The following is a 13904-nucleotide window of genomic DNA, read 5'->3' on the forward strand; positions in this document are numbered from 1 at the left end:
AGCAAATGTCTGAACAGATTATGAAAGCGGAATATTCCGAAGTCATGCAAAAATCATACATCGATTATGCTATGAGTGTTATCTGTGCAAGAGCACTTCCGGATGTCCGCGATGGATTAAAGCCCGTTCAAAGACGTGTTTTATACGCAATGGATGAATTGGGATTAAATTATGATAAACCACATAGGAAATCAGCAAGAATCGTTGGTGATACTATGGGTAAATACCATCCTCATGGTGATAGCTCTATCTACGATGCTTTGGTCGTATTGGAGCAGGATTTTAAGAAGGGGATGGCACTTGTGGATGGTCATGGAAATTTTGGTTCTATTGAGGGCGATGGAGCTGCTGCTATGCGTTATACAGAAGCAAAACTTAAGAAATTTACGCAGGAAGTTTATCTTTCCGATCTGGATAAAAATGTTGTGGATTTCGTGCCAAATTTTGATGAAACGGAGAAGGAACCAGAGGTCCTGCCGGTACGCATTCCCAATATACTTGTAAACGGTGCAGAAGGAATAGCCGTTGGGATGACGACAAATATACCACCGCATAACCTTGGAGAAGTTATTGATGCTGTAAAATACTATATGGACCATCCTCGTGCAACGACGGAAGAACTGATGCAGTTCATTCAGGGACCGGATTTTCCAACGGGAGGACTAGTCATCAATAAGAAGGAGCTGGTGGATATTTATACCAGCGGAACAGGAAAGATCAAGCTGCGGGGAAAGGTTGAATTTGAAAAAGGCAGCAAGGGTACTCGTGATAAACTTGTCATCAGTGAAATTCCATATACTATGATCGGTGCTAACATTGGAAAATTTTTATCCGATGTGGTTGGATTGCTGGAAAATAAACTGACGACGGATATTGTAGATATTTCAAATGAGTCATCAAAAGAAGGAATCCGTATTGTATTGGAATTGAAAAAGAATACGGATGTGGAACGTTTAAAAAATTTATTGTATAAGAAAACCAAACTGGAAGATACGTTTGGGGTGAATATGCTGGCGGTGGTCGATGGACGGCCAGAGACATTATCTCTTCGCCGAATCATAGAGGAACATACGAAGTTTCATTATGAAATCAATACGAGAAAATATACAACGCTGCTTCAAAAGCTTTATGATCAGAAAGAGATTAAGGAAGGTTTGATTCAGGCATGTGATATGATCGATCTGATCATTGAAATTTTAAGAGGAAGTAAAAATTTACGAGATGTAAAGCAATGTCTGACCCATGGAATTACGGACAAGATCTCGTTTAAATCCCAGACATCTAAAAAGCAGGCATCTGAACTGCATTTTACAGAAAAACAGGCATCTGCTATCTTAGATTTAAAATTGTACCGTCTAATTGGACTGGAAATTCTTGCATTGAAGAAAGAATATGAAGAAATCTGTAAAAAGATTGAGGAATATGAGGATTTGCTCAATAATCCAAGATCAATGACCAGGAGAATCAAAAAGGATTTGGATAAGATTAAGAAATCCTATGCTCTGGAACGTAAGACAGTGGTTGATGATGTAAAGGAAGCGGTGTTTGTGAAAGCACCGATCAAAGAGCAGCAGCTTTATTTTGTGATGGATCGGTTTGGCTATGCGAAAACGCTGGATGCCAATACGTACCATCGGAATCAGGAGGCAGTTCAGAAAGACTATCGTTATGTCATTTCCTGTCTCAATACGGATAAGCTCTGTTTTTTTACAGATATGGGAATCATGCATCAGCTTAAGGTTCTGGATATTCCAGCAGGAAGATTAAGGGATAAAGGGACTCCATTGGATAATCTGTGTAAATATGACAGTAGTCAGGAGACGGTTCTGACCTTCTTGCCGGCACAAAAGTTTAACAATACACGTCTGCTATTTGTAACGACACAGAGTATGACGAAAATAGTAGATGGATCAGAATTTTTGGTGACGAAGAAGACGGTATCTGCTACTAAGCTTTCAGAGCAGGATCGTCTACTCTGCGTAAAACCGATCGATCAGGAAGTAGAAGATCAGACCATCGTGTTTGAAACGGAACAAGGAATATTCTTAAAATTTTTACTGTCAGAGATTCCAACGAAGAAAAAAGCAGCCATTGGCGTTCGTGGTATGAAGCTGCAGGGAGATGATCAGATAAAACGCATATATCTGCCAGAAGAGGAAGCAATCCCATCCATCGATTATAAAGGTAAAACGTTGGAATTCCATCGATTGAAACTGGCTTCCAGGGATGGGAAAGGATCAAAAGTCAGACGGTGATGAAATTGAAACGACTTTATTTAAGGTTGACTTCGGATGAAATTGTTCATGCAGCGAACCGGTATCATTTTGGAGATCAGATGATTTTTTTTCAAAAAGTATACGAAAGGGTAGTCAAATGTATAAACCCAGTGTTATACTATGAATACGATTACCCGGAGAAAAATCAGGTAACTGCTATCATTTCTCTTGGAAATGGTCCCGATCAAATGATGGAAAACTGTCAGGAGAGGGAGAATTTTTTAGAGGCTTATGCAGTAGAGTGTCTGGGGTTAGAGCTTTTATCCTGTTCTTATGAACAATTCAAAGAACTGATTCATCGGGAACGGAGACAATTTATGAACGCGATGCAGTTTTGGGATGCAGATGAGCTTGCTATAATGCTTCCATTGTTACAGAAGAGATGGGATGAAGTACCCGTTTCAATGAATGAGGCATATGCTTTGCTGCCGTCAAAAAGTGTTATATTTTATGGAATCTTAGAAGAATTTTCACGGTGTACGCAGCATTTGTGCAGTCATTGCAGGCATAAAAACTGTGTTTTCCGAACAACGACAGGAGATAACTATGACATTTAGAGAGTATTTAAAGGAACATATCTTAATTATGGATGGGGCTATGGGAACGTACTATGATTCCCTGAAGTCTGACAAAAATCAGATTGCGGAAGAAGCGAATCTGGCAGATCCAGTATTTATTAAATCAATACATAAAGAATATCTAAATAGCGGAGCAAAGCTTCTTCGTACGAACACCTTTGCTGTGAATCGATTTATGGCCATTTCAAAGGGATTGGAGACAAAAGAGGAGCAAGATCATTATATGAATCAGTCCATAAAGGCTGCATACGAGATAGCAAAGGCTGCTATTGCTGAATGCGGGAAAGAAGCATGGATTGCAGCAGATATTGGTCCAATTTCAGAAACTCTTTTTTATGAAGATGAATATCAGGAACGGGAAGAATACCAGATCTTGATTGATGCATTTTTAGAGTGCGGAGCAGATATTTTTAATTTTGAGACATTTGCAGACAGTGCAGTTGTTGAGTGGGCAGCAGATTATATCAAAAGCCAAAAGCCAGAGGCCTTTGTTATGGTATCCTTTGCATTTAACCGGAACGGCTATACCACCAAAGGGCATAGTGCGAAACGGCTTTTCCAAGAGGTAGCGGCTATTGAACATATTGATAGCTATGGCTCTAATTGTCTGATTGGGGCTGGACAGATGCATGATATATTAAAAGGACTGAGCTTTTCTGACAAAAAATATATACAGGCATTGCCAAACAGTGGATATCCGCAGATCATGCGTGGACGCACGATTTATTCTGAAGGAGCTTCTTATTATTCAGAAAAGATGCAGGATATAGCCAATTTAGGATTCAATATTCTGGGTGGCTGTTGTGGAACCACTCCAAAGCATATTCAAGCTTTAGCACAGATCATTGGATGTCAGAAGCCATCAGAAAAAAGAACCTGCGAGGAAGAGACATCCGGTGTACCGGTTTCAAAGACAAGAAATAATTCATTTGTGAAAAAGCTGCAGCAAGGGAAGAAGGTAATAGCAGTAGAACTGGATCCACCGTTTGATCAAAATGCAGAAAAGCTGTTGGAAGGAGCCTATCAGTTAAAAAAACAAGGAGTTGATATTATTACGCTTGCGGATTCTCCTTTGGCACGGGCGAGAGCAGATTCCGTATTATTGGGTAGTAAGATTCATTCAATGGTGGATATTCCGGTCATGCCTCATATTGCGTGTAGAGACCGCAATCGCATTAGCATGCATTCTACGATTTTAGGTGCCCATATTAATGGCATTAAGAACTTTTTGATCGTTACGGGAGATCCGGTACCAAGTGGAGAGAGGGACACAACAAAAGGCGTCTTCGATTTTAATTCTATTCGTTTTATGGAATATATGAAGGAAATTAACGGGGAATTACTCTTCCAGGATCCCATTTCCTATGGAGGTGCATTGAATCAGAATCAGGCTAATTTGGATAAATTAATTTTAAGAATGCAAAAGAAGATTGATGCTGGTGTTTCTTATTTCCTGACACAGCCAATCTATTCCCAGCAGGATATCGATCGGATGCGTATTATCAAATCTCGGCTGGATACAAAGATTATATGTGGGATTATGCCATTGGTCAGCTATCGAAATGCTATGTTTATCAAAAATGAAATGCCAGGGATCTTTGTTCCCGATGAAGTAGTAAAGCAGTATGATCCGGATATGACCAGAGAACAGTCAGAGGAAGTAGCAGTTAGAATTTCATTGTCGGTCATTGAAAAATTAAAGGATATCGCCGATGGTTATTACTTTATGACACCGTTTAACCGAGTAGCGTTGATTTGTAGAATCATCGATCATATGGAGGAGAAAAATGACTAAAGAAACTTTATACTCATTGATAAAAGACCGGCCTCTTTATCTGGATGGAGCAACTGGAAGTAATCTGCAGAAAGCAGGTATGCCGACGGGTGTATGTCCAGAGCTTTGGATCCTAAAGCACCCAGAGGTTTTGATTTCTTTACAGGAAGAATACGTGAAGGCAGGAACACAGATATTATATGCTCCTACGTTTTCTGGAAACCGAATCAAATTACGGGAATACGGATTAGAAGATCAGATAAAGGAGATGAACACGGAACTGGTGGGATTGTCCAAAAAGGCTGCTGATGGGAAAGCCTATGTAGCAGGTGATCTTACGATGACGGGCGAGAGTCTGGCTCCAATGGGATCTATGCAGCTGGAAGAATTGATCGATATTTATAAAGAGCAGGCTTCTATTTTACTGGAAGCAGGTGTGGACTTATTTGTAGTAGAGACCATGATGAGTCTGGCAGAATCCCGTGCGGCTTTGATTGCGATTAAGGAAATCTGTGATCTTCCGGTCATCATTTCTATGACATTTAATGAAGATGGAAGAACTTTGTATGGTACGGACCCGGCTACGGCGGTGGTTGTGCTTCAGAGTCTGGGAGCAGATGTGATTGGTGTTAACTGCTCTACGGGACCGGCAGAAATGGCTGAGATTGTTTCTACTATGAAGAAATATGCAAATGTACCGATTTTGGCAAAACCGAATGCTGGTCTTCCAAAGCTGATCGATGGAGAAACTGTCTATGATATGAAGGCAGAGGAATTTGCTTCTTATGGACCAATGCTTGTGGAGGCCGGTGCAGCTATCCTGGGTGGCTGCTGTGGTACGGATCCAGAACATATTCGTCAGTTGGTGGAAGCGACTATTTCTCTTGTTCCAAAACCAGCGAATTCTCAATATAAGCGAATTCTGGCATCTGAGCGTAAAGTACAGGAAATCGATGTGGATGGTCCATTTTTAGTTATTGGAGAGCGAATCAATCCAACTGGTAAGAAGAAGCTACAGGCATCCTTACGAGAGGGTGATATGGATGTGGTCATCGAGATGGCAGAACAGCAGGAGGAAATGGGTGCCGATATTTTAGATGTGAATATGGGCATGAATGGTATTGATGAAAAGGCAATGATGTTAAAAGCCATTGAGGAAATTACCCTTACGACCAATCTTCCGCTTTGCATCGATTCCAGCCATGTGGATGTTATTGAGGCCGCATTAAGACATTATCCTGGACGGGCATTGATCAATTCCATTTCTTTGGAAAAGGTAAAATTTGAAAAACTGCTCCCGATTGCTAAAAAATATGGAGCCATGTTCATCCTGCTTCCATTGTCTGATGCTGGTCTTCCAAAGAATATAGAAGAAAAGAAGGATATTATTCATACAATAGTAGATCGGGCTTTATCCTTAGGTTTGCGAAAAGAAGATATTATTGTAGATGGTCTGGTTGCAACTGTTGGTGCCAATAAAAAAGCAGCCATTGAGACATTGGAAACCATTTCTTATTGCAGAGATGTATTAGGGCTGGCAACGGTGGGAGGATTATCTAATATTTCTTTTGGTCTTCCAAGCCGTGCATATGTGAATGCAGCATTTGTTACCATGGCAATCCAGAAGGGACTTACTATGGCAATCGCAAATCCTTCCAGTGAAATCATGATGAATATTGCTTATGCCAGTGATCTTTTATTGAATAAGCAAGATGCTGATCTTCGTTATATTCATCGGATGAACCAGCTTTCTGATAAAGTTGTAGATACTGGAAGTGAGACGGTGGCAGAAGCAACACAAAAAAATGATGTATTTCATTGTGTTTTAAAGGGAAATAAAAAATCGATTTTAAACGAAGTCAAACGGGAAATAGAAAAAGGAAAGGCTCCCGGATTCATTATTAATGAAGAATTAATTCCTGCCATCAATGAGGTCGGAAGGCTGTTTGAACAGCAGATTTACTTCCTTCCTCAATTGATCTCCAGTGCGGAAACTATGAAAACGGCCATTGAATATTTAGAACCAATGCTGGAATCTGATGATTCTTCTGAAAAAAAAGCTACTATCATCATGGCAACGGTAGAAGGTGATATTCATGATATTGGAAAAAATCTGGTAGTTTTAATGCTAAAGAATTATGGATATCATGTCATTGATCTTGGTAAGGATGTATCAAAAGAACGGATCATTCAGGCTGCAATAGAAGAAAAGGCAGATATTATTGGCTTGTCTGCATTGATGACAACTACGATGATGCGCATGAAGGATGTAGTGGAACTGGTGAAAGAAAAACAATTAAATATAAAGGTGATCATCGGAGGAGCAGTAATCACGCAAAGCTTTGCAGATGAGATAGGTGCAGATGGATACTCAAAAGATGCAGCCGATGCGGTAACGCTAGTGCAGAGGCTGTGTAGTAATTCTTAAGATTTCTTTAATTGTAAAAAACTAATCGAAAAAAGTGTTGCATATTGTTGAAATGTGGTATAACCTAATATTATGATGTTGGGGCCAAAAGCCTTTGCCCCCTTGATACCAACGGATTTCTCCGTGTTTCACGCTCACGAAATCCTAAAAACATTCGAAATCCGCTCATTTTTCTACGAAAAATGGCTACTTTCTCATGTTTTACGGGTCCCAAAGTCATGCTTTTTCATGCAAGCATGAACAGCATGACCTTTTGACTCTGGTATCATATTATGCATACTTAAGGAGGACGTTATGAAGTTATGAATAAGAAAAAAATTATTTTGAGGGTAGTATTTGCAGTGGCCTTGATCATTACGATTGGTGCCAGCAGTCTGTGGGGATATTACGATGCAGTAATGGCTTATTTTAAAGAAACCAGTACAGATAAAATCGACCAGTCAGGTGATGGTTTAGTATCTGATAAAGATATCATTAATATTTTAGTTGTAGGTTCGGATAGACGTTCCGATGAATCAGCTAATGGACGTTCGGATTCTACTATGATCGCAACGATCGATATGAAGGAGAAAAAAGTTAAAGTAACTTCTTTGATGCGTGATATGTATGTGGATATTCCAGGACACGGTATGGATAAATTCAATTCCTCTTATTCTTATGGAGGAGTAGAATTGTTATCTAAGACGATTACGCAAAACTTTGACATTAAATTGGATGGTTATGTTATCGTAGACTTTGGTTCTTTCCGAAAAGTGATTGACAAAGTAGGTGGTGTTGAGGTCGAGCTTACAGCAGAAGAAGCGGAATACTTAAATACTACTAAGTTTGTTGCAAAAGCAAAGTACCGTAATTTAAAAGAAGGAAAGCAGACGTTAAATGGGTACCAGGCATTGGCTTATGCCAGAATCCGTAAGGTAACACATCCAAAATACGGAGATGGAGAATTTGGACGTTGTTTAAGACAGCAGGCAGTGCTGCAGGCTATCTTAGATAAGGTAAAAGATCAGAGTATTACTTCTATTTTAGGAATTGCTACCAGTCTGATGAGTGATGTATCTACAGATTTAGATGCAAATACGATCAAAAAGCTGGTAAAAGTGGTTATGGACTTTAATTTAAATAAGATAGAATCTCTTCGTATTCCATATGAAGGAACTTATTTGATGGGACGAAGAAATGGTATGTTTGTATTTATTATCAACTTAGAAGCCAATAAAGCTGTGTTACAGAAATTCATCTTTAATATTGGTGATGATGATGTGGATTATGCAAAAGACTTTGGTGAGATTGAAGAACCGGCCAGCGATGGAAGCTCTACAAGTTCTTCTTATCAGGAAGAAACGAATATGTACGATAATGAACCTGAGTCTGGAGATACTTCTTACACTACCAGTGCACCATCAACAACGGAGGCACCTACGGAAGCTCCCACAACAGCAGCTTCTACAACGGCTGCACCATCAACAACGGAGGCACCTACGGAAGCTCCTACAACAGCAGCTCCGCCAACAGATGCACCTTCTGATGATGAAGCAGCGAATTAACAATCAAAGAGTTGATGTTATACCTCAGTTAAGGAAATATCTTAACTGAGGTATCATATTCATGTGTCAAATGAAAAATTTTCATTTTATAGTTGTAGAAGGGTTTAGAAACTTGACAACGATTAAGTCAATTGTTAAAATATGTACAGTTATGTATTAAAGGGGAAATTTTATGAAACAGATTGTTTTATCATTATTAGTAGATAACACACCTGGTGTATTAAGCCGGGTAGCAGGATTATTTACCAGACGAGGATACAATATTGATAGTATCGCAGCTGGTGTAACACAGAATCCTAAGTATACAAGAATCACAGTTGTAGCAACCGGCGATGATATTATTTTAGAACAGATTCGAAAACAGCTTTTAAAATTAGAAGATGTTGTTAAAATCATGCAGTTGGAAGACAACAATTCTGTTTGCAGAGAGCTTGTTTTAGTAAAAGTGAAAGCAGACAAGAAAGAAAAGCAGGAGATTATTGCAGTTGCAGATATTTTCCGTGCAAAGATCGTAGATGTCAGCAAAAACTCATTGATTATTGAGCTTACTGGTAATGTGAATAAGATTCAGGCATTTATCAGTCTCTTAGATGGATTTGACATTATCGAAATGGTTCGTACAGGTCTTACGGGACTTGGAAGAGGCAAGAATATTGCCAGTGTTGAGTAATACTTGGAGTATATTTTACTCTGATTTTACTGGTTAAAATCTGCCAAATTTTAACCGAATATACATATTATTTCATAAAATGGGAGGAATAGAAAATGGCAAAAATTTATTATCAAGAAGATTGTAACTTATCAATGTTGGATGGTAAAACAATCGCCGTTATCGGTTATGGTAGCCAGGGTCATGCACATGCATTAAATGCAAAAGAATCCGGTTGCAACGTAATTATTGGATTATATGAAGGAAGTAGATCTTGGGCGAAAGCGGAAGCTCAGGGATTTGAAGTTTATACAGCTGCAGAAGCTGCAAAAAAAGCAGATATCATTATGATTTTGATCAACGATGAAAAACAGGCTGCATTATACAAAGAATCCATTGAACCAAACCTGGAAGAAGGTAATATGTTAATGTTCGCTCATGGTTTCAACATCCACTTTGGATTAATCAATCCTCCAAAAGGAGTAGATGTAACAATGATCGCTCCAAAGGGACCAGGACATACAGTAAGAAGCGAATACTTAGAAGGAAAAGGTGTTCCTTGTTTAGTAGCTGTAGAAAAAGATGAAAGCGGTAAAGCTTTAGATATCGCTTTAGCCTATGCTCTAGCAATTGGTGGAGCAAGAGCTGGTGTTCTTGAAACAACATTCAGAACAGAAACAGAAACAGACCTTTTCGGAGAACAGGCTGTACTTTGTGGTGGTGTTTGTGCATTAATGCAGGCAGGTTTCGAAACATTAGTAGAAGCTGGATATGATGAAAGAAATGCATATTTTGAATGTATCCACGAAATGAAATTAATCGTAGATTTAATTTACCAGTCTGGTTTTGCTGGAATGAGATACTCTATTTCCAATACAGCTGAATATGGCGATTATATCACAGGACCAAAAATCATCACAGAAGATACAAAGAAAGCTATGAAGAAAGTATTATCTGACATCCAGGATGGTACATTTGCAAAAGATTTCTTATTAGATATGTCTTCTGCAGGTGGACAGGTTCACTTCAAAGCTATGAGAAAATTAGCTTCTGAACATCCAAGTGAAAAAGTTGGAGAAGAAATCAGAAAACTTTATAGCTGGAATAATGAAGAAGATAAATTAATCAACAACTAATCGTTATAACCTTACAAAAGGCAGCCTTGTTGGCTGCCTTTTTCATGGAATAGGAAATTTCTTTTTCAAACAAGGAGAAGAAGTAGTATGAAATTACAGCAGTTATTGAGCTATGTACGGAGAGCCGTTGATGATTATCACATGATTCAGGAAGGCGATAAAATTGCGGTCGGAATTTCTGGTGGAAAGGACAGCCTGTCTTTGTTATATGCGTTAGCTCATTTACGAATCTTTTATCCAAACCATTTTGAATTGATTGCAATTACAGTAGATCTGGGATGGGGTAATTTTGATTTAGAAGAGATAAAAGCATTATGTGATAAGCTAGATGTAGAATTTATTGTTGTTCACACGGACATTGCTGAAATTGTATTTGAGCAGAGAAAAGAAACCAACCCATGTTCCCTTTGTGCCAAGATGCGAAAAGGAGCATTGAATGAGAAAATCAAGGAACTTGGGTGCAATAAGGTGGCTTATGGACATCACAAGGATGATGTAGTAGAAACCTTATTATTATCTTTAATTTTTGAAGGAAGGATACATTCATTTTCACCGGTGACCTATTTGGATAGAATGGATTTAACGGTGATCCGTCCTTTGCTATATGTGGATGAAGCAGATATCATTGGTTTTAAAAACAAGATGGGCTTACCAGTAGCAAAAAGTCCGTGTCCGATGGATGGATATACCAAGCGGGAATATGCAAAAGATTTGGTGAAGCAATTGAATCATGATCATCCAGGAGCCAGAGATCGAATGTTTCGTGCCGTCGTAAATGGTGACATAAAAGGATGGCCACCAAAACCGGAACCAAGACTTCGAACGAAAACAAGAAAATAAAGGTCGCATTGATATAATATGGCATATAAGAGAAGAAAACACAGATACAAATAAAAAAGTGTCTGTGTTTTTATTTGTATCAATTTTTCAGGAATGAATTGTATTTTAAAGCAGATAGTAGTATAATAAAAGAGGAATCAATCTATACGCGAAATACCGATTTAAATTATAGATTGGTATATTTAGCTGCATACCTCTCTCGATTTTCTTTATTTTATACATAGAAAGGAAATTTATTTTATGAAAGAAATTACAACTTATCATGAGAAAAAATATGTGGATGATACATTAAAACTACGTGAGCTGCTCACACAACTTCCGCCGTTTGCAAAGGAATATTTTAGAGCTATGGAGCCAACGTCCTCCGTACGAACCAGAATTGCATATGCCTATGATCTTCGAGTATTTTTTACATATTTAATTGATACCAATCCAGTATATCGGTCTTATCAGATGACAGATTTCCGCCCTACTGACTTGGATCAGCTTCAATCGGTGGATTTAGAGGAATATATGGAATATTTAAAGGTCTACGACTCCCCTACCAAGCAAATGACCAATACAGAACGCGGTATTTATCGCAAAATGTCTTCTCTTCGAAGCTTTTATGCTTATTATTATAAACGTCAGCTTATAACGACAAATCCAACGCTTCTCGTTGATATGCCAAAGATTCATGAGAAAAACATTATTCGTCTGGAACCGGATGAAATCGCGAATTTGCTGGATTATATTGAAAAGGGCGGAGAAAATCTGACAGGACAGAGAAAAGCTTATTATGAAAAGACAAAAATACGTGATTTTGCCATTGTCACGCTTCTTCTCGGCACAGGGATCCGTGTATCTGAATTGGTAGGACTAGACCTTGAGGATGTGGATTTTAAGAATAATGGGCTTCATCTGATTCGAAAAGGAAATAAAGAGATGATCGTCTATTTTGGTGAAGAGGTGGAATACGCTCTTCAGCAATATATTAACACAGATCGGAAAAAGATCATACCTCTTCCAGGACATGAGCATGCCCTCTTCTTCTCTATGCAAAAGAAACGGATTGGAGTTCAGGCAGTGCAAAATCTTGTAAAGAAATATGCAAAGGAAATCACTCCCCTTAAGAAAATTACTCCTCATAAACTACGCAGTACCTATGGTACTTCTCTTTATCAGGAAACGGATGATATTTATCTCGTTGCAGAAGTTTTGGGTCATAATGATGTTAATACAACAAGAAAGCATTATGCGGCCATGTCAGATCAAAAACGTCGTTATGCGGCCAATAAAGTAACCTTGCGGGAAAAAAGAGAAGAAAATACGTCGGTAAATTGAAAAGACAGGAGCTTCTTCTCCTGTCTTTCACAATGCTGATTTTTATTTTTCTAAATTTTGTTGTAACCGTTTCATTTTTAAATCAGCAGCATATCGAATCAAATCTACACTTCCATGGATGCCATACTTACTACTATCTAGGCATAAATCATAGCTTTTTGCATCCCCCCACCTATTAGAAGTATAATAATTGTAATAGCTTGCACGTTCTTTATCTTTCTTTGTTAACACTTCCTTACAACGATTCTCGGCAACTCCATAAACCTCCTGTGCACGTTTCATTCTTGCATCCAAAGGTGCTTTAACATATACACTCAAAAATGGAAGATTTAAATCACTTAAGGCATAATCTGCACAACGACCTACAAATACGCAGGGACCTTGCTTGGCCAGATTCTTAATAGTATCAAAGGATGCCAAAAATACCTTGTAATTAATCGGCATATCAAAAGAATTATTGTTATACCCTAATGAAAAAGGATCCATAACCAATGAGTATAAAAAACTGGAGGTAGGCTTTTCATCAAAACTCTCAAATATCTCTTCACAAATGCCGCTTTCCTTTGCCGCTTCTTTTAATAATTCGCTGTCATAAAATGGAATACTTAGATCTTCGGCTAATTTCTGTCCAATTATATGTCCACCACTTCCATATTGACGATCAATGGTGATAATCATATTATTATTGCTCATAACGAACACCTCCGTTCTTTCATTGTCTATATTATACATGATTAATCTCGCTTTGTACAGATAATTTGGAGTTATTTCACAAAAAATTAACGTATTTTTACATTTTTTTGAAATGTAATTCTAGAATTTTGTAAGAAAAATTTGAATTCCTAGTATGCCTATGGTATTATAAGAGTAATGAAACGGGAAAGGAATGGGTAGAAAATGAAAGTTTCCACTAGAGGTCGTTATGCACTGCGATTAATGTTAGAGTTAGCTCTTCACTATGGAGAAGGGGATAATCTTACATTAAAATCCATTGCAACAAGTCAGAAAATTTCCATTAAATATTTAGAGCAGATTATTACTCCAATCAGCCGGGCAGGATATGTAAAAAGTGTACGGGGTGCACAGGGAGGATATCGGTTAGCTGGTCCACCAGAGGATTATACGGTGGGTATGATTCTGCGTCTTACAGAAGGGAGTCTATCTCCAGTTGCCTGTGTGGATGAAGCCAATGGAGGATGTGATCGAATCGATGATTGTATCACCTTTGAAATTTGGGAAGAAATGAGGGATGCCATCAATCAGGTCGTAGATAATATTACATTAAAAGATCTTGTAGATAAATATTATCAGAAAAAGCATTAATAAAAGAAAAGCCATCGGATTTGAGATTGTCCG

The 13904-nt window shown here is 38.3% G+C and carries 11 protein-coding genes; 10 read left to right on the forward strand and 1 reads right to left on the reverse strand.

Going from position 1 to position 13904, the window contains the following annotated elements; all coding sequences use genetic code 11:
• Positions 1-5 precede the first annotated feature (5 nt).
• The 9 genes from BHF69_RS04440 to BHF69_RS04480 all read left to right on the forward strand — a co-directional run bounded on the left by BHF69_RS04440 (position 6) and on the right by BHF69_RS04480 (position 12548).
• Entirely contained in the window at positions 6-2255 is a 2250-nt protein-coding gene (locus BHF69_RS04440; protein ID WP_075669876.1) for a DNA gyrase/topoisomerase IV subunit A, read from the forward strand.
• Positions 2256-2335: 80 nt separating this feature from the next.
• Entirely contained in the window at positions 2336-2833 is a 498-nt protein-coding gene (locus BHF69_RS04445) for a hypothetical protein (RefSeq protein ID WP_158022552.1), read from the forward strand.
• A complete protein-coding gene (locus BHF69_RS04450; protein WP_075669878.1) occupies positions 2823-4649 on the forward strand; it encodes a bifunctional homocysteine S-methyltransferase/methylenetetrahydrofolate reductase in 1827 nt (608 codons plus the stop codon). The genes BHF69_RS04445 and BHF69_RS04450 overlap by 11 nt, the downstream gene beginning before the upstream one ends.
• The gene (locus tag BHF69_RS04455) at positions 4642-7056 is read left to right on the forward strand and encodes a homocysteine S-methyltransferase family protein (protein ID WP_075669879.1); all 2415 of its coding nucleotides are present in this window, start codon (positions 4642-4644) and stop codon (positions 7054-7056) included. Before BHF69_RS04450 ends, BHF69_RS04455 begins: the two co-directional genes overlap by 8 nt.
• A gap of 302 nt (positions 7057-7358) precedes the next feature.
• Entirely contained in the window at positions 7359-8600 is a 1242-nt protein-coding gene (locus tag BHF69_RS04460) for an LCP family protein (protein ID WP_075669880.1), read from the forward strand.
• A gap of 172 nt (positions 8601-8772) precedes the next feature.
• On the forward strand, positions 8773-9270 hold the full coding sequence (gene ilvN / locus BHF69_RS04465; RefSeq protein ID WP_075669881.1) for an acetolactate synthase small subunit: 498 nt from the start codon (positions 8773-8775) through the stop codon (positions 9268-9270).
• Positions 9271-9365: 95 nt separating this feature from the next.
• The gene (gene ilvC, locus BHF69_RS04470; protein ID WP_075669882.1) at positions 9366-10385 is read left to right on the forward strand and encodes a ketol-acid reductoisomerase; all 1020 of its coding nucleotides are present in this window, start codon (positions 9366-9368) and stop codon (positions 10383-10385) included.
• Positions 10386-10472: 87 nt separating this feature from the next.
• Positions 10473-11225, forward strand: coding sequence for a tRNA lysidine(34) synthetase (locus tag BHF69_RS04475; RefSeq protein WP_075669883.1), 753 nt, complete (start codon positions 10473-10475; stop codon positions 11223-11225).
• Positions 11226-11465: 240 nt separating this feature from the next.
• Positions 11466-12548 carry a tyrosine-type recombinase/integrase gene (locus BHF69_RS04480; RefSeq protein WP_075669884.1) on the forward strand — a complete coding sequence of 361 codons (1083 nt, stop codon included), beginning with the start codon at positions 11466-11468 and terminating at the stop codon, positions 12546-12548.
• Positions 12549-12590: 42 nt separating this feature from the next.
• On the opposite strand, the gene BHF69_RS04485 is transcribed toward BHF69_RS04480, so the two are convergent.
• Positions 12591-13241, reverse strand: a complete 651-nt coding sequence (locus BHF69_RS04485; protein ID WP_075669885.1) for a cytidylate kinase-like family protein — start codon at positions 13239-13241, stop codon at positions 12591-12593.
• A gap of 204 nt (positions 13242-13445) precedes the next feature.
• Between BHF69_RS04485 and BHF69_RS04490 the strand changes: the two genes are divergently transcribed.
• On the forward strand, positions 13446-13871 hold the full coding sequence (locus BHF69_RS04490) for an RrF2 family transcriptional regulator (RefSeq protein WP_075669886.1): 426 nt from the start codon (positions 13446-13448) through the stop codon (positions 13869-13871).
• The last annotated feature ends 33 nt before the right edge of the window (positions 13872-13904 follow it).

Origin of the sequence: Anaerostipes sp. 992a (assembly GCF_001940245.1) — a bacterium.
GTDB lineage: Bacteria > Bacillota > Clostridia > Lachnospirales > Lachnospiraceae > Fimousia.